General features: G+C 68.7%; 15 protein-coding genes. 6 read left to right on the top strand and 9 right to left on the bottom strand.

The genetic code is table 11. The features are described 5' to 3' along the window. Positions 1-41 precede the first annotated feature (41 nt). Positions 42-1688, top strand: coding sequence for a (2,3-dihydroxybenzoyl)adenylate synthase (locus tag FHU31_RS20470; protein ID WP_167161935.1), 1647 nt, complete (start codon positions 42-44; stop codon positions 1686-1688). Here the strand turns inward: FHU31_RS20470 and FHU31_RS20465 are convergent. From FHU31_RS20465 to hemW, 4 genes are all read right to left on the bottom strand, one after another. After that, on the bottom strand, positions 1685-3019 hold the full coding sequence (locus FHU31_RS20465; protein ID WP_308206695.1) for a salicylate synthase: 1335 nt from the start codon (positions 3017-3019) through the stop codon (positions 1685-1687). The genes FHU31_RS20470 and FHU31_RS20465 overlap by 4 nt on opposite strands. Positions 3020-3110: 91 nt before the next feature. Further along, positions 3111-4907 carry an ABC transporter ATP-binding protein gene (locus FHU31_RS20460; RefSeq protein WP_167161931.1) on the bottom strand — a complete coding sequence of 599 codons (1797 nt, stop codon included), beginning with the start codon at positions 4905-4907 and terminating at the stop codon, positions 3111-3113. Then, positions 4904-6784, bottom strand: a complete 1881-nt coding sequence (locus FHU31_RS20455; protein ID WP_167161929.1) for an ABC transporter ATP-binding protein — start codon at positions 6782-6784, stop codon at positions 4904-4906. The genes FHU31_RS20460 and FHU31_RS20455 overlap by 4 nt, the downstream gene beginning before the upstream one ends. Positions 6785-6846: 62 nt before the next feature. Continuing rightward, positions 6847-7980, bottom strand: coding sequence for a radical SAM family heme chaperone HemW (gene hemW / locus FHU31_RS20450; protein WP_167161927.1), 1134 nt, complete (start codon positions 7978-7980; stop codon positions 6847-6849). A gap of 83 nt (positions 7981-8063) precedes the next feature. Between hemW and FHU31_RS32205 the strand changes: the two genes are divergently transcribed. The 4 genes from FHU31_RS32205 to FHU31_RS20435 all read left to right on the top strand — a co-directional run bounded on the left by FHU31_RS32205 (position 8064) and on the right by FHU31_RS20435 (position 11391). Then, entirely contained in the window at positions 8064-8168 is a 105-nt protein-coding gene (locus FHU31_RS32205) for an Ms4527A family Cys-rich leader peptide (protein ID WP_372517317.1), read from the top strand. A 113-nt stretch (positions 8169-8281) separates the two neighbouring features. After that, a complete protein-coding gene (locus FHU31_RS20445) occupies positions 8282-9973 on the top strand; it encodes a nitrite/sulfite reductase (RefSeq protein WP_167161925.1) in 1692 nt (563 codons plus the stop codon). A gap of 10 nt (positions 9974-9983) precedes the next feature. After that, complete coding sequence (locus FHU31_RS20440) at positions 9984-10679, top strand: phosphoadenylyl-sulfate reductase (RefSeq protein WP_409371166.1); 696 nt, start codon at positions 9984-9986, stop codon at positions 10677-10679. A 10-nt stretch (positions 10680-10689) separates the two neighbouring features. Next, complete coding sequence (locus tag FHU31_RS20435) at positions 10690-11391, top strand: sirohydrochlorin chelatase (RefSeq protein ID WP_167161921.1); 702 nt, start codon at positions 10690-10692, stop codon at positions 11389-11391. Here FHU31_RS20435 and FHU31_RS20430 read toward each other — a convergent pair whose 3' ends face one another. From FHU31_RS20430 to FHU31_RS20410, 5 genes are all read right to left on the bottom strand, one after another. Continuing rightward, positions 11392-12441 (bottom strand): sulfate/molybdate ABC transporter ATP-binding protein, encoded by a 1050-nt coding sequence (locus tag FHU31_RS20430; RefSeq protein ID WP_263987774.1) that lies wholly within the window; start codon positions 12439-12441, stop codon positions 11392-11394. Positions 12442-12458: 17 nt separating this feature from the next. After that, positions 12459-13271 carry a sulfate ABC transporter permease subunit CysW gene (gene cysW / locus FHU31_RS20425; RefSeq protein WP_167161919.1) on the bottom strand — a complete coding sequence of 271 codons (813 nt, stop codon included), beginning with the start codon at positions 13269-13271 and terminating at the stop codon, positions 12459-12461. Continuing rightward, positions 13268-14131 (bottom strand): sulfate ABC transporter permease subunit CysT, encoded by an 864-nt coding sequence (gene cysT / locus FHU31_RS20420; protein ID WP_167161917.1) that lies wholly within the window; start codon positions 14129-14131, stop codon positions 13268-13270. Before cysT ends, cysW begins: the two co-directional genes overlap by 4 nt. Beyond that, on the bottom strand, positions 14128-15159 hold the full coding sequence (locus tag FHU31_RS20415) for a sulfate ABC transporter substrate-binding protein (RefSeq protein ID WP_167161915.1): 1032 nt from the start codon (positions 15157-15159) through the stop codon (positions 14128-14130). The genes cysT and FHU31_RS20415 overlap by 4 nt, the downstream gene beginning before the upstream one ends. A gap of 359 nt (positions 15160-15518) precedes the next feature. After that, a complete protein-coding gene (locus tag FHU31_RS20410; RefSeq protein ID WP_167161913.1) occupies positions 15519-15713 on the bottom strand; it encodes a hypothetical protein in 195 nt (64 codons plus the stop codon). Positions 15714-15742: 29 nt separating this feature from the next. On the opposite strand from FHU31_RS20410, the gene FHU31_RS20405 reads away from it, so the two are divergent. Beyond that, positions 15743-16960, top strand: a complete 1218-nt coding sequence (locus FHU31_RS20405) for an FAD-dependent oxidoreductase (protein ID WP_167161912.1) — start codon at positions 15743-15745, stop codon at positions 16958-16960. Positions 16961-16987 lie beyond the last annotated feature (27 nt).

The raw sequence follows: 16987 nt of genomic DNA, 5'->3' as shown, positions 1-16987 counted from the left end.
TATTCGGACTACCGAACACGCCTACCCCGAAGGGCAGACCCGTGACCCTGACCACGCCGCAACCGGCGGAATCCGCAGCACAGACCACCCTCCAGGCCGGCTTCGTCCCGTTCCCGGCCGACCGCGCGGCGCACTACCGGCAGACCGGCCTGTGGACCGGCCGGCCCCTCGGCGAGATCCTGCGCACCGCGGCACAGACCTGGCCCGGCAATATCGCCGTCGCCGACGCGCACCCCTCGCACACCTTCGCCGATCTGGACGCGCGGGCCGACCGGGCGGCCGCCGGCTTCGCCGCGCTGGGCATCGCACCCGGTGACCGGGTACTTCTGCAGCTGCCGAACTCGGCGCATTTCGCCGTCGCCCTGTTCGGATTGCTGCGAGCAGGCGCCGTCCCGGTGATGTGCCTGCCCGGACACCGGCTGGCCGAACTGACCCACTTCGCGTCCGTCAGCGGCGCCGTCGCGCTCGTCATCGCCGACAGCGCAGCCGGATTCGACTACCGCGCGATGGCCGAAGAACTCGTCGCCGCGCATCCGGCGGTGCGGCACGTCGTCGTACACGGCGACCCGGGTCCGTTCCTGCCCTGGTCGGTCCTCGATTCGGATGCGCCCCCGCCGGCCGTGCGGCCGGCGACCGACTCCCCCGCGCTGCTGCTGGTATCGGGCGGCACCACCGGCGCGCCCAAGCTGATCCCGCGCACCCACGAGGACTACGTCTACAACGTCACCGCGAGCGCGCAGCTGTGCGCGCTGACCCCATCGGACGTCTATCTGGTGGTATTGCCTGCCGCGCACAACTTTCCGCTGGCCTGTCCCGGTCTGCTGGGTGCCCTGAGCTCGGGTGCGGCCACGGTGTTCACCGCCGACCCGTCCCCGGAGGCCGCGTTCGCCGTGATCGACCGGCACCGGGTCACCGTCACCGCGCTGGTCCCCGCCCTGGCCAAGCTGTGGGCGCAGGCCTGTGAGTGGGAGCCGCTGGCCCCCAAGGGGCTACGGCTGCTGCAGGTCGGTGGCGCGAAACTGGCCTCCAATGACGCCGCCGCCGTGCGCTCGGCGTTGACGCCGGGTCTGCAGCAGGTCTTCGGCATGGCGGAGGGACTACTCAATTACACCCGGCTCGGTGACGCTGCGGATCTGCTCGACCACACCCAGGGCCGTCCGCTGTCCGAGTACGACGAACTGCGGATCGTCGACGAAGCCGGACATGAGGTGCAGCACGGTGCAGAAGGTGAGCTGCTGGTCCGCGGGCCCTACACCATCAACGGGTATTTCAATGCTCCGCAGGACAATGCGCGGTCGTTCAGCCCGGACGGCTTCTACCGCACCGGAGATCGGGTCAGGCGGTCCGCGAACGGCTACCTGGAGGTCACCGGTCGCGTCAAAGACGTCATCATCAGGGGCGGCGAAACGGTGGCGGCCCTGGACCTGGAGGAGCATCTGATCACCCACCCCGCGATCTGGGCGGCCGCCGCGGTGCCCCTGCCCGACGAGTTCCTCGGGGAGAAGATCTGCGCCGTGGTGGTGTTCAGCGGCCCCCCGGTCAGCCTGGCCGAACTCAACGCCCACCTGGACGGCCGCGGGGTGGCCGCACACTCCCGGCCGGACACCCTGGTCGCGTGGGAGTCGCTGCCGACCACGGCGGTCGGCAAGACCGACAAGAAGGCGATCGTCGCGCGGTTGACCCGTTAGGCGCGGGGCACCAGATACGGCGCCAGCGTGCTGAGCTTCTCGCAGGTCTCCTCGAACTCCCGGTCCGGGTTGGACGCCGCGATGATGCCGGCGCCGGCCCTCAGCCAGGTCGCGCCGTCCTGTTCGTAGACCGCGCGCAGGGTCAGCGCCGCATCCATCTCGCCACCGGCGGTGAACATCACCACCGCCCCCGAATACAGTCCGCGCGGGGTCTGGTCCAACCGCAGGATGGCATCGACGCTCTCCGCCTTGGGAATACCCGAGGCCGTCACCGCCGGGAACAGCGCCGCCAGCGCGTCCATCCGGTCCAGTGACGAGTTCAGCCGGCCACCGACCGTCGAGCCCAGATGCTGCACACTGCCGCGTTCCCGGATCGTCATGAAGTCGTAGACCATCGCGGTGCCCGGTTCGGCCACCTCGGCGATCTCCTGCATCGAGGTGCGCACCGAGATGGCGTGCTCGACGATCTCCTTGGCATCGGATTCCAGCTCGTCGCGGGCGGCGCGGTCCTCGTCGGCGCCTCGGCCCAGCGCGCGGGTACCGGCCAGCGGCTCGGTCAGCACGGTGCCGTCCTCGTGCACCGCGGCGACAAGTTCGGGACTGTAGCCCAGCGCGCGAATTCCACCGAACCGCAACAAGAATGACCTGACCGGGGTGTTGTGACGCCGACCCACCCGGTAGGTGGCCGGGAAGTCCAGGGCGAACGGCACATCGAATCGCCGGGACAGGATCACCTTCTGGTAGCGGCCGGCGACGATCTCGTCGATCGCCGCGGCGACGCGCCGACGGTAGTGCGCGGTGTCGGCATCGACGTCGAGCGGTCGTGCGGCCGGCGTCGGCGCCAGGCCACGGGCGAGCAGACGGTCGACAGCGGCCGCATAGCCGGTGTCGCCGTCGACCACGGTGACCTCGGTATCGGAGACGATGACCTGACTGCCGGGCAGGAACAACCGGGCCAGCGGCGTGCCCGCGGGGAGCCGGTCGGCCAGATCGAAGCGGTACGCCCCGAATTCGAAGGCGAACCAACCGAACAGCCGCTGCCCCTCCAGCAGCAGCCGGTCCACCGCCTCGCCGAGGACCACTTCGGGGCGCCCCGTCCAGCACTGCCGCGTCACCACACCGTCGGTGATGAGCCGGAGTTCATCGGAGTCCAGTTCGATGGCCGTCCGTACGTCACTCGCCAGAATCCACTGGCCACGCTGTTCGTAGACGAGGTACTCGTGGCCGGAGGCTTCGGACATCCGGGCCAACTCGGCCACCACGTCGGCAGGAGTGATGCCCGACGGCAACGTCAGCGGAAGCACCACAACGTTTTCCGCTCTGGTCTCCACGGTCACCTTTGCTTCACCTCGGTCCTCAACGTAAGCACCAGGTAAATTTAGCCTAACCTAGCTTAGTGGTGGCGGGGTACGTGAATGTGAGTTAGCCGACCCCCATCGCCCACCCGGACGCGGCGACCCGCTGCGCCCAGAAGTCCGCGTATTGGCCGCCGCGCGCCATCAACTCGGCGTGCGATCCGGTATCTGCCACCTCGCCGGTGCCGGAGAGCACGACGATGGTGTCCGCGGCGGTGACGGTGGACAGTTTGTGCGCGATGACGATCACCGTGCTGCGCTGCGCCAGGGTCCGGATCGATTCGGCCACATACCGCTCGTTCTCCGGGTCCAGCGCGCTGGTCGCCTCGTCGAACAACACGATCGGGGCATCTTTGAGCAGCGCACGGGAAATCGAAACCCGTTGCCGCTCACCTCCGGACAGCGCCGAACCGCCTTCGCCGACCCGGGTCTGCCAGCCGTCGGGCAGCCGTTGCAGCACGGAGGTCAGCCCGGCGGTCTCCGCTGCGGCGGCGATCTCGGCGTCGGTGGCCCCCGGCCTGCCGATCCGGACGTTCTCCCAGAGCGTGTCGTCGAACAGGTAGACGTCCTGGAACACCAGCGACAACTGCGCCATCAGATCGGTGGTCCGCTGATCGCGGACGTCGACACCACCCACCCGCACCGTGCCGGTGTCGGTGTCGTAGAACCGGGCGATCAGCCGGGTCAGCGTCGTCTTACCCGAACCGGATGGGCCGACCAGCGCCGTCATGGTGCCCGGTTCGGCGACGAAGCTGATATCGGTGGCCACCACCCGGCCACCTCCCCCGGTCGCTTCGCTCTGGCCCGCAGGGCCCGGATAGCTGAACCCGACGTGGTCCAGCTCGACCCGACCCGGGATCGAAACCGACTGAGGGGAATCGGGTTCCGGTAAGGCGGGAGTGTCGAGGATATCGGTGATCCGGTCCAGCTCGGTGCGTGCCATCCGCATCGCCGAGCCGTACTCGGCCAGTGCGGCCAGCGGGGAGGCGAACCGGGCGGCCAGGCCCAGGATCGCCACCGCGGTGAGCGGATTCAGCTCGGCACCATTCCCCGTCGCTTCGCTCGCCCCACCACCGACCGCCAGCCACGCGCCCGCCCCGATGAGCGCCGAGAACACCGCCTGCACGGCCACCCCGTTGAGCATCAGACCCGCCACCGACCGCCACAGCGCCCGTCGTCCGACCCGGTGCTGGGCGTCCAGCGCCGTACTGAGCGGCGCGAAATCCGCCCCGGTACGACCGAACGCCCGCAGCACCGGCTGGCAGCGGGCGAACTCCACCACCCGGGTGTTCACCTCGACCTCGGCATCGTGGTTGAGCATCTCGGCCCCGGCGATCAGCCGGGCCGCCAGCGCACCGCAGGCCATCAGGATCAGCCCGCCGACCAGGGCCACCGCGGCGATCCGCCAGTCGAACAACGCCAGACCGATCACCACGGTCGCCGCGCTCACCGTGTTGAGCACGATCGGGGTGATCAGATGTGCGCCGCTGGTTCCCACGAATGTCGTTCCCTTGACCGCGATCTGGGAGACCGAACCGACGGTGTCACGGCGGAACCAGCCCAGCGGCAGGGTCACCATGTGGTCGCCGAGCCTGCGGTGCAGCAGCCTCATGGTGGCCAGCGCCATCCGCATCGCCCGGGACGACTGCACGTACTGGGCCACTGCCGCGGCCACCACCACGGCGGCCAGCACCGCGAGCCACCGCGCGGCGTCGGCGTAGCGCCCGTCGAACAACGCCTGCGAGATGGGCACCAGCAGCACCATCGCGACACCGTGCAGCACGCCGTAGGCGCCCACCCACGCGAGATAGCCGAACATCAGGCCGCGCTGCGGCCCGAGTATGCGCAGGAAGCCGCGAATCATCGTGCACCCTCCACGTTCTGCTCGGGCGAGCGCAGCGACGGCACAGGTTCAGGGTTGCCATCGGTGTACACGTGCCACATCGCGGCGTACCGACCGCCGCGGGCGAGCAGCTCGTCATGCCGGCCCTGTTCGACGACGCGGCCGGCATCGAGGACGACGATGTTGTCCGCGCCGACGATCGAGCCCAGCCGGTGGGCGATCACCAGGACCGTGCGGCCGGCGATCAGCCGTGACAGCGCGGCCTGGATCTGCGCCTCGGAGTCCGGATCCGCCGAGGCCGTCGCCTCGTCGAGCACCAGCACCGGGGTGTCGGCCAGCAGGGCACGGGCGATGCTGACCCGCTGTGCCTCCCCGCCGGAGAAGTGTGCGTCCTCGCCCACCACCGAGTCGTAGCCCCGGGGCAGCGCCAGGATCCGGTCGTGCACATGGGCGGCCTCGGCCGCCTGATAGACCTCCTCGCTGGTGGCGCCGGGACGCCCCAGCCGGATGTTGTCGGCCACGCTGACACCGAGCAGTTGCACGTCCTGCAGCACGAAGCCGACGTGCCGGTACAGCACGGCGGGATCGATCTCACGCACATCGACACCGCCGACGCGGACGGTGCCCGCGGTCGCATCGTGGAACCGCGGCACCAGGGTGGCCAGGGTGGACTTGCCGCTGCCCGAGGCGCCGACCAGCGCGGTCACGGTGGCGGGCTCCAGGGTCAGATCCACCTCGTGCAGCACCGTGCTCGTTCCGTCATAGCTGAAGCTGACGCCGTCGAACTCAACCGAGTTGCCCTGCGGCAGTTTCGGATTGGTGGAAACCTTCAACTTCGGCTGATCGAGCAGCCGGACCAGCCGGCCGGCGGCGGCCTGGGCCTGTGTGCGGATACCGGCGGAGTAGCCGACGGCCAACACCGCGGCGGGAATGGTCATCGCCACCAGTGTCGAGCCGAGCACGTCGATCGGCGCCACCCAGCCGCTGCGCACCAACCAGTACCCGCCGGCCAGGTTCACCAGCAGCACCGTGGGCGCCTCGATGAAGATCGACGACGCCGCCTTGACCCGGACCATGGGACCCATCCACTCGGCGAATCCGTCGTTGAATTCCTCGGCCGCGTCGGCGAACCGCTGGTGCGCCCGACCCGTCTCACCGAACGTCTTGACCACGGCGACACCGGCGATGAACTCGACGATGGTGGCGCTGATCCGCGCGAGGCCCGCGTTCATCCGCTCCATCTGCACCCGGACATCGCGACCCAGCCACAGGTAGACCAACAGATAGACCGGTGCGGTGCCGATGGCCAGCAGCCCCAGCCGCCAGTCCAGCGAGAAGCAGTAGGCCAGCCCGAATATCGGGGTGGCCAGCGCGCCGGTGTTCTCCACCGCCGCATGCGCGACCAGGAAGTGCAGTTCCGCGACGTCCTGCTGGACGGCCTTGCGGACCTCGCCCGAGGAGGTGCCGTTGAACCAGCCCAGCGGCAGCCGGCCCAAGGTGTCCACGATGCGCCGGCGCAGGGAGCGTTGCAGGTCACCGTCGGCGAGATGGGTGAGTGTCAGGGCGGTGCCGCTGGCCCAGGTCCGGACGAGCAGGGCGCCGATCACGACGGCGACGATGGTCCAGATCCGCGAGGTGTCCGCCGTGCTGCCGGCCACCAGGGTGCGGCCGATCTCGACGATGCCGATGAACGGCACCACGGTGGCGGCCGACGCGATCAGGGTCAGCAGTTGGGCGATGCGGGTGCGCCCGGTCGCCGGCGCGAGCAGCGCCTTGAGCGCCAGCGCGTCGGCCCGAGCCGCCTGCCGCGCGGCGAGTCGGGTGTACGTCGCGGTCACCCGGGGCGGCTGTGGTGGCGTCGTTCCGGCGCCGTCGAGCACCGGCTGCAGTGTGGTCATCCACGCTCCATAGGCAAGGGTTACCTAACACCCTAACCTGACCGCGATCGGTACCAGACCGCTCAGTCCAGCAGCGTGCGCACCACGGCATCGGCCAACAGCCGGCCCGGGTCGGTGAGTACCAACCGGTCGGCGGCCCGGACCACCAATCCGTCATCGATGGCCACCTCGGCCCGGTGGCGCTCGTCCGGGGACAGCACCGCGACCGGCAGACCGCTGCGCAACCGCAGCCGCAGCATCACGTCCTCGGTGTGCCGCGCCGCGTCATCGAGATCCTCCGAATCGGCGACGGGCAGCCGGCGTTCGGTCAGCGCCTGCGCATAAGCGTTGGGGTGCTTGATATTCCACCACCGCGTCGAGCCGACGAAACCGTGCGCACCCGGGCCTGCACCCCACCACTCGCCGCCATCCCAGTAGCCCAGATTGTGCCGACACTCCCCGCCCGGCGCACTCCAGTTGGACACCTCGTACCACTGCAGCCCGGCGGCCGACAGCTGCGTGTCGAGCAGCTCGTAGCGCTCGGCCAGGACGTCGTTGTCCGGGGCGGGCAACTCGCCGCGACGCACCCGCCGGGCCAGCGCGGTGCCCTCCTCCACGACCAGCGCATAGGCCGAGACATGGTCGACCCCGGCGGACAGCGCCACCTCCACCGAGCGGCGCAGGTCGTCGTCGGTCTCCCCCGGCGTGCCGTAGATCAGATCGAGATTCACATGCTCGAACCCCTCGGCCCGCGCCTCCACGGCCGCGGCGGGCGCGCGGCCGGCCGAGTGCACCCGGTCCAGCACCGCCAGCACGTGCGGGGCGGCCGACTGCATGCCCAGCGAGATCCGGGTGTAGCCGGCGGCCCGCAGCCGGGCGAACAGCGCCGGCGAACTGGATTCCGGGTTGGCCTCGGTGGTCACCTCGGCGCCGGGCGCCAGGGTGAAACGCTCCCGGACGGCGTCGAGCACCGCGGCCAGACCGTCGGCGCCGAGCATGGTGGGGGTGCCGCCGCCCACGAAGACGGTGTCCACCGGGCGCGGTCCGACCTGCTGCGCCGCCAGTTCGAGCTCGATGCGCACCGCCGCCAGCCAGCCCTGCGGGTTGGACCCGCCCAGCTCGGCGGGTGTGTAGGTGTTGAAATCGCAGTATCCGCAGCGGCTCGCGCAGAACGGCACATGGATGTAGATCCCGAAAGATCCCGACGGCGCGCTCATGTCACCAGTGTCCCAGAACAGGTTTTACGCACCTAGATCGCAAATCTGGCCCGGTTAGGGCTGATGGCGCGGGTCGTGGCAGAATGTCGGGCGTGACCGCCGCCCGCAACAGCACCACCGGAATCGCTCTGGTGGCTCGGCGGCATGTCGACTTCAAGCGCACCTGTAGCTGTTGCTGTCTGCCTTGAGGCTGTAGACCTGTCCACCTGTACCCCAGCTGGCCGACGGATCTGCGCCGCCGGACAGCCACCGGTGGTCACGCGCTATCCCTCCGCCGGCTCCTCCACTAAGGAGCCCGTTCATGACGACTGCACCCGGTACATCTGTCGGCTCGCCGACGAAGGTGAAGCGACCGCGCGGCGAGGGCCAGTGGGCGCTCGGTTACCGCGAACCGCTGAACGCCAACGAACAAGCCAAGAAGGACGACAACCCGCTCAACGTGCGGGCACGGATCGAGAACATCTACGCCCCCGGCGGCTTCGAGAGCATCGACAAGGGTGACCTGCGCGGCCGTTTCCGCTGGTGGGGCCTCTACACCCAGCGCAAGCCCGGGTACGACGGAACCTGGACCGGCGACGAGAACACCGACATGCTCGAGGACTCGTACTTCATGCTGCGGGTCCGCAGCGACGGCGGCGCGCTGACCGCGGCCGCACTGCGCGCCCTCGGTGGCATCTCCACCGAATTCGCCAGGGACACCGCCGACATCTCCGACCGCGAGAACATCCAGTACCACTGGATCGAGGTCGAGAACATGCCGGAGATCTGGCGGCGTCTGGATGCGGTCGGCCTGCAGACCACCGAGGCGTGCGGCGACTGCCCGCGCGTGGTGCTCGGTTCGCCGTTGGCCGGCGAGTCCCTCGACGAGGTCATCGACGGCACCCCGGCCATCCACGAGATCGTCAAGCGCTATATCGGCAAGCCGGAGTACTCCAACCTGCCGCGCAAGTTCAAGACCGCGATCTCCGGTCTGCAGGACGTGGTGCACGAGGTCAACGACGTCGCCTTCATCGGCGTCAACCACCCAGAACACGGCCCCGGATTCGACCTGTGGGTCGGCGGTGGGCTGTCGACCAATCCGATGTTGGCCCAGCGTCTCGGGGCGTGGGTGCCGCTGGACGAAGTGCCCGATGTCTGGGAGGGCGTGGTCAGCGTCTTCCGCGACTACGGCTACCGCCGCCTGCGGGCCAAGGCCCGGCTGAAGTTCCTGGTCAAGGACTGGGGGGTCGAGAAATTCAGGGAAGTTCTCGAGCAGGAATACCTCAAGCGACCGCTGCTCGACGGGCCGGCCCCCGAGCCGGTGACCCGCCCCATCGACCACGTCGGGGTCCAGCGCCTCAAGAACGGCCTGAACGCCGTCGGCGTCGCCCCCGTCGCGGGCCGGGTCTCGGGCACCATCCTGACCAAGGTCGCCGACCTGGCCGAGTCGGTCGGTTCGGACCGGATCCGCTTCACGCCGTATCAGAAGCTGATCATCCTCGACGTCCCCGATAACAAGCTCGACGAACTGCGGGCCGGCCTGGACGCCCTCGGGCTGCCCTCGACCCCGTCGCACTGGCGGCGAAACCTGATGGCCTGCACCGGCATCGAGTTCTGCAAGCTGTCCTTCGCCGAGACCCGGGTCCGGGCCCAGAGCCTGGTGCCGGATCTGGAGCAGCGCCTCGAGGACATCAACGCCGAGCTGGACGTCCCGATCACGGTCAACATCAACGGCTGCCCCAACTCGTGCGCCCGCATCCAGATCGCCGATATCGGGTTCAAGGGCCAGATGGTCGACGATGGGAACGGACCCGAGGAGGGCTTCCAGGTGCATCTGGGCGGCAGCCTGGGCCTGGACAGCGGTTTCGGGCGCAAACTGCGCCAGCACAAGGTGCTCTCCTCCGAACTCGGCGAGTACATCGAACGTGTTGCGCGCAACTTCGTGAAACAACGCGAGCCCGGTGAGCGTTTCGCTCAGTGGGCGGTGCGAGCCGACGAAGCTGACTTGAGGTGATGCTGTGAGTGTGCGAACCGAACACGACCTGATCGAGCTGGCCGAACGCGGCGCGGCGGAATTGGACGGTGCCAGCGCCGAGGACCTGCTGCGCTGGACCGACGAGCATTTCGCGGGCCAGTACGTGGTGGCCTCCAATATGCAGGATGCCGTGCTGGTCGAGATGGCGGCCAAGGTGCGCCCCGGTGTGGACGTGCTGTTCCTGGACACCGGCTACCACTTCGCCGAGACCATCGGCACCCGCGACGCGGTGGAGGCGGTCTACGACGTCCATGTGGTGAACGTCGGACCCGAACAGAGCGTCGCCGAACAGGACCGGTTGCTCGGCAAGGATCTGTTCGCCCGCGACGCCGCGGAGTGCTGCCGGCTGCGCAAGGTGCAGCCGCTGAGCAAAGCTCTGCAGGGTTACGCCGCCTGGGTCACGGGTATCCGCCGGGTGGAGGCCCCCACCCGGGCCAACGCACCGCTGATCAGCTTCGACAAGGCGTTCGGCCTGGTGAAGATCAATCCCCTCGCCGCGTGGAGCGACGACGAGATGCAGGCCTATATCGAAGCCCACGACATCTTGGTCAATCCCCTTGTCTACGAAGGGTATCCGTCGATCGGGTGCGCGCCGTGCACCAGCAAGCCCGTCGAGGGCGCCGACCCGCGCAGCGGTCGCTGGGCCGGGCAGGCCAAGACCGAATGCGGTCTGCACGCATCCTGAAGAGGCCCCAGTGAGCATCCTCGTCCTGACCGCCCACGGTAGCGCCGACCCGCGCTCCGCGGCGACGACGCACGCGGTGGCCGACACCATCCGTCGGATCCGGCCCGGTATCGATGTCAGACCTGCATTCTGCGAGCAGAATTCACCCAGTCTGACCGACGTGCTGCGCACGGCCGGCGACGGCGCGGTGGTCACCCCGCTGCTCCTCGCGGACGCCTACCATGCGCGCCAGGACATCCCCGCGATGATCGCCGAGTCCGGTGTCGCCGCCCGCCAGGCCGATGTCCTCGGCGAGGACGACCAGCTGGTCGCGGTGCTCCGGCGGCGGATCGCCGAAGCCGGCGTGTCCCGGCTCGACGGCGTCGGGGTCATGGTCACGGCAGTGGGTTCCTCACGCGCCGAAGCGAATTCGCGCACCGAGACCGTTGCCGAACAGCTGGTGGCCCACACCCGGTGGACGGCGGCCACCGCGTTCGCGGCCGGACCGCACCCGAACCTGGCCGAGATCGCCGACCGGCTGCGGGCTCGCGGTGCCACCCGGCTCGTCATCGCACCGTGGTTCTTGGCCCACGGCCGGATCACCGATCGGGTGGCGGCATTCGCCGCCGCACGGGGCATCCCGATGGCGTCGCCGCTCGGGCCGCACCGACTGGTCGCCGACACGGTGCTGGACCGCTTCGACGCCGTCTGCAGCACCCGCGCCGCGGCCTGACTACACGCTGGACAGCGCTTGCGCCGGTGGAGTGTCGCCCGCCAGATTCGGCACGCGGGTGGCCCGCACGTACACGGTGTCACCGTGCTTGAGGCCGAGCGCCTCCGCGTCACCACGGGTGATCTGCGCGGTGAACGGCGTGTTGTCGGTCGCGCTGGTCAGCTCGACACGCACCTCGAAGCCCAGCACCACGATCCGGTCGATGACCGCCCGGATCACCCCGGTGGCGGCGACATTCGGGTCATCACTGGCGATGGCCAGCTCCGGGTTGCGGCCCACCCGGATGTCATGCGGGCGCACCAGTGAACCGTTGACCGAGGACACCGCGCCGAGGAAGGACATCACGAACCCGTTGGCCGGTTCGTCATAGACCTCGGTGGGCGAACCGACCTGCTCGATGCGGCCCTTGTTGAGCACGGCGATCCGGTCGGCCACATCCAGCGCCTCGGCCTGGTCGTGGGTCACGAGCACCGTGGTGACGTGGACCTCGTCGTGCAGCCGGCGCAACCAGGCCCGCAGGTCCTCACGCACCTTCGCGTCCAGCGCTCCGAAGGGCTCGTCGAGCAACAGCACCTGCGGATCCACCGCGAGCGCGCGGGCCAGGGCCATCCGCTGGCGCTGACCGCCGGAGAGCTGATTCGGGTAGCGGGTCTGGAAGCCGGCCAGACCGACCACCTCCAGCAGGTTGTCGACCTTGTCCTTGATCTCGGCCTTCGGCCGCTTGCGGATCTTGAGGCCGAACGCCACGTTGTCCCGCACCGTGAGGTGTTTGAACGCGGCGTAGTGCTGGAAGACGAAGCCGATACCGCGCCGCTGCGGCGGGACTCCGGTGACATCCTCGCCCTTGATGGTGATGACGCCGCTGTCCGGAACGTCCAGACCGGCGATCGCCCGCAGCAGGGTGGACTTGCCCGATCCGCTGGGCCCCAGCAGAGCGGTCAGTGACCCCTCCGGCACGACGAAATCGATGTTGTCGAGGGCCACGAAGTCGCCATAGCGCTTGTTGGCGCCCTTGACGGTGATGGCGTTGGTTGTCTCTTTGGGGGTCACTGTGTCTCCTAGGGGCCCTATTTTGCCGCCCGGGCACGCCGGGCGTCGAGAATCACCTGAACGACGAGCACGATGACGGCGACCGTCATCAACAGTGTCGAGACCGCGTAGGCGCCGTACTCCTGGCCGCGGCTGTACCGATCGGCCACCAGCAGGGTCAGGGTCTGCGAGGTCCCCGGCAGATTGGACGACACCATGATGACGGCGCCGAACTCGCCGAGGGTGCGCGCAATGGTGAGCACGATGCCGTAGGTCAGACCCCACCGGATGGACGGCAGCGTGATCCGCCAGAACGTCTGCCACCACCGCGAGCCCAGGGTGGAGGCCGCCTCTTCCTGGTCGGTACCCAGTTCGTGCAGCACCGGTTCGACCTCACGGATGACGAACGGAACGGTGACGAAGATGCTGGCGAGCACGATCCCGGGCAGACCGAAGATGATCTTGAAGCCGAGGTTGTTCTCGACGAAACCGAGCAGACCGGCACTGCCCCACAGCAGGATCAGGGCCACGCCGACCACGACCGGTGACACCGCGAAAGGCAGATCGATCACCGCCTGCAGCGCGCTCTTGCCCCGGAATCTGTTGCGGGCCAACACGAGAGCGGTGGGAACCCCGAACAGCACGTTGAGCGGTACCACGATCGCCACCACCAACAGCGACAGTTGCAGGGCGGAGATCGCGGCCGGGGTCGTGATCGAGGCGATGAACGTGCCGATCCCCGGCTCGAAGGTGCGCCACAGGATCAGCCCGACCGGGACGATCACCAGGACGGTGACGTAGGCCAGCGCCAAGAATCGGACGAGGTACCGCACCACCGGCGAGAGCGTCATTTCGCCAGTTCCTCACGCTTGGCGGCACGGGACCCGACCGCCCGCAGGATGAACAGCACGACGAACGAAACCAGCAGCAGCACAATCGAGATCGCTGCCGCACCGGTGCGGTCGTCATTCTCGATCAGGGTGCGAATCCACTGCGAGGACACCTCGGTCTTCCCGGGCACCGCACCACCGATCAGCACCACCGAGCCGAATTCACCGATGGCGCGGGAGAACGCCAGGCCCGCCCCGGACAACAACGACGGCAGCAGCGCGGGCAGGATGATCCTGGTCAGGATGGTGAAGCTGTTGGCGCCCAGCGAGGCCGCCGCCTCCTCGACCTCGCGGTCCAGTTCGAGCAGCACGGGTTGCACCGAGCGCACCACGAACGGCAGCGTGACGAACAGCAGCGCCACCCCGACACCCCATTTGGTGTGCTGCAGGTGCAGATCCACCGGGCTGTTGGGCCCGTAGAGCGCCAACATCACCAGGCTGGCGACGATGGTCGGCAAGGCGAACGGCAGGTCGATGACGGCATCGACCAGACGCTTGCCGGGGAAGCTGTCGCGGGTCAGTGTCCAGGCCACCAGCAGGCCGAACACCAGGTTCACCAGCGTGACGCCGACCGAGATCGTCACCGTCACCTTGAACGATTCCAGCGCCGCATTGGACGTCACGGCCTGCCAGAACGCCGTCCATCCGCCTCCGGCGGATTGCCAGAGGATGGCGGCCAACGGGAGCAGCACGATCACCGACAACCAGATCGAGGCGGCCCCCACCCGTAACGAGGTGGCGCCGAACCGCCGGGGCCTCTGCTCCCGGGACGCCCCGGGGACCGAAGCTCCCGGGGCGCCGTCAGTGACAGCAGAGGTCATCCGGTGGCCTGCTTGTAGATCGTGGTGATGCTGCCGTTGTCCTTGTCGAACAGCGCCGGGTCGACGTCCTTCCAGCCGCCCAGGTCCGCGATCGTCCACAGCTTCTCCGGGGTCGGGAAGTCCTTGGCGAAGTCGGCGACCACGGCGGGGTCGACCGGGCGGAAGCCGGCCTCGGCCCACAGCTTCTGGCCGTCGGCGGTGTAGAGGAAGTTCTTCAGTGCGGTGGCCTGCTGAAGGTGGGCGCTGCTGCTCACCACGGCGACCGGGTTCTCGATCTTGAAGGTCTGCGGCGGGTTGACGTGCTCGACATCCTTACCCTGCCGCTCGACGTTGATCGCTTCGTTCTCGTAGCTGATCAGCACGTCACCGGTGCCCTGCAGGAACACATCGGTGGCTTCGCGACCGGAGCCCGGGCGGGTCTTGACATGCTCGGTGACCAGCTTGTCGATGAAGTCCAGGCCCGCGGCCGAGTCCTTGCCGCCGTTGCTCTTGGCGGCGTACGGGGCCAGCAGGTTCCATTTGGCCGAACCCGAGCTCAGCGGGCTGGGGGTGACGACCTCGATACCGGGCTTGAGCAGATCGTCCCAATCCTTGATTCCCTTGGGATTGCCCTTGCGGACGACCAACGACACCACCGATCCGAACGGGATGCCCTTGGTGGCGTCGGCGTTCCAGTCCTTGGCCACCTTGTCGGCCTTCACCAGTCGGGTGACGTCGGGCTCCACGGAGAAGTTCACGATATCGGCCGGCTTGCCGTCGACCACGCCGCGCGACTGGTCACCGGAGGCACCGTAGGACGTCGTCACGGCGACGCCCTTGCCCTCGGGGGTGGCAGCGAAGGCCGGGATGATCTTGCTCCAGCCGGGCTCCGGTACCGCGTAAGCCACCAGGGTCAGCGTGGTGTCGGCCTTCGCGCCCCCGGTGTCACCGACCACGTCGCTGGATCCCCCGCCGCACGCGGCGAGCAGGGTCGCCGACACGGCCAGCGCTGCAGCCGCACTCCAGCGCGACTTGAATCTCTCGGACATTAACGGCCTTTCCTTCGTTTCTGACGGGATGGGGCGGAGATGAGCCCGTCACGACGGAGGAGATGGCCGGGGAACGAGGGCTGGAGGACAGCCACAACCGACGCCAAACCGCGGGACGGGTTGGGGTCAGCGACAACAGTGCACAGTGCTGCCAGCGCAACGATCAACGGCAGACAGAGCCAGGACATGGCTCGTCATGCTGCCGGACACTGCGTGCATGGCGCGAAGCCTAACAGAATCGACTCAGTCCGCTATACGGGTGTGTCCCACACCGCATCAACGGGTGAAATACCAGGTCACGAGGACCAGCGCGATCAGAATGAGCAGGATCAGCGTGACGCGTGAGCGCGGCATCTGGTTCATCTGGGATCCTCGTCCTCGTGGTGAGCCCGGCTCAGCAGTTTGATGCCGTTGCCCAGGGCACCGTCGAGCACCACCGCAATGCCATAGGCCAGCGCCAGCACCACGGGCATCACCACCGCGGTCTGCGCGACGAAGCCGAGGCCGGACAGCCACAGTTCGACGCCGTCCCACCAGCTGAGGATCCCACCCATGCGGTTCACAGTAGTGCCACGATGAGGCCATGCCGACAACCCCCGATGCCACCGGATGCCTGATCGCCGGAGGCGGCCCGGCCGGAATGATGCTGGGCCTGGTCCTGGCCCGCGCCGGCGTGGACGTCACCGTCATGGAGAAGCACGCCGACTTCCTCCGCGACTTCCGCGGCGACACGGTGCACGCGAGCACCTTGCGTAACCTCGACGAACTGGGTCTGGGACCCGCGTTCGCCGACGTACCGCACCGGCTGATCGACACGATCAGCATGTCCGTGCAGGACACCCCGGTGGACATCGACCTGCGGCATCTGCCGGGCCGGCACCAGCACATCGCGCTGGTGCCGCAGTGGGATTTCCTCGAGTTGCTGGCCGCGGCCGCCGAGCGGGAGCCGTCGTTCAGGCTGTTGCGCAGCACCGAAGTGTTGGGTCCGTTGCGGTCCGGTGGTGCGGTGGTCGGGGTGCGCTACCGCGACGCCGACGGCGAACACGAGATGCGCGCCGATCTGACGGTCGCCTGCGACGGCCGCGGGTCGACGCTGAGGGACGGAATGGGCTTGGTGCCCAAGAGCTTTGGGGCGCCAATGGATGTCTGGTGGTTCCGGCTGCCGCGTACCGAAGGCGATCCGCACGGTCTGGCCGGGGTGCTCGGTGCCGGCCACGCGATGATCGTCATCGACCGCGGTGACTACTACCAGTGCGCCTACATCATCCCGAAGGGCAGCGATGCTCGGCTGCGCGCCGAGGGCATCGAGGCCCTGCACCGCGGCGTGGTGGACCTGGTGCCCTGGCTCGGCGACCGGATCGGCACCCTCACCGATTTCGATGACGTCAAATTGCTCGACGTCCAGCTCAACCGGCTGCGGCGCTGGTACACCGACGGGCTGCTGCTGATCGGCGATGCGGCCCATGCGATGTCCCCGGTCGGCGGTGTCGGCATCAACCTGGCGGTGGCCGACGCGGTCGCGGCCGGGCGGATGCTCGCCGGTCCGCTACGGGCCGGCCGGGTGCGCACGCGGGATCTCGCCCGGGTGCAGGCCAGACGCTGGGTGCCGACCGCGTTGATCCAGGGTGTGCAGCGAGTTATCCATGCCAAGGTGATCGCGGTCGCCGTGCAGGGTGCCGACACGACGGCACCGGCCCCGGTCCGGACATTCACCCGGATCCCGTTGCTGCGCAAGATCGCCGGGTACGGCGTGGCCATCGGGCCACTTCCGGAACACATCCCGGCGTTCGCCAGGCGATGAGCCGGCAAAACGCCCGGTAGCTGCTAC

The organism is Mycolicibacterium fluoranthenivorans (genome assembly GCF_011758805.1).
GTDB classification, from domain to species: Bacteria; Actinomycetota; Actinomycetes; order Mycobacteriales; family Mycobacteriaceae; genus Mycobacterium; species Mycobacterium fluoranthenivorans.
Note: the sequence above shows the minus strand (reverse complement) of the source record. Positions and strands in the feature narration are given on the sequence as shown.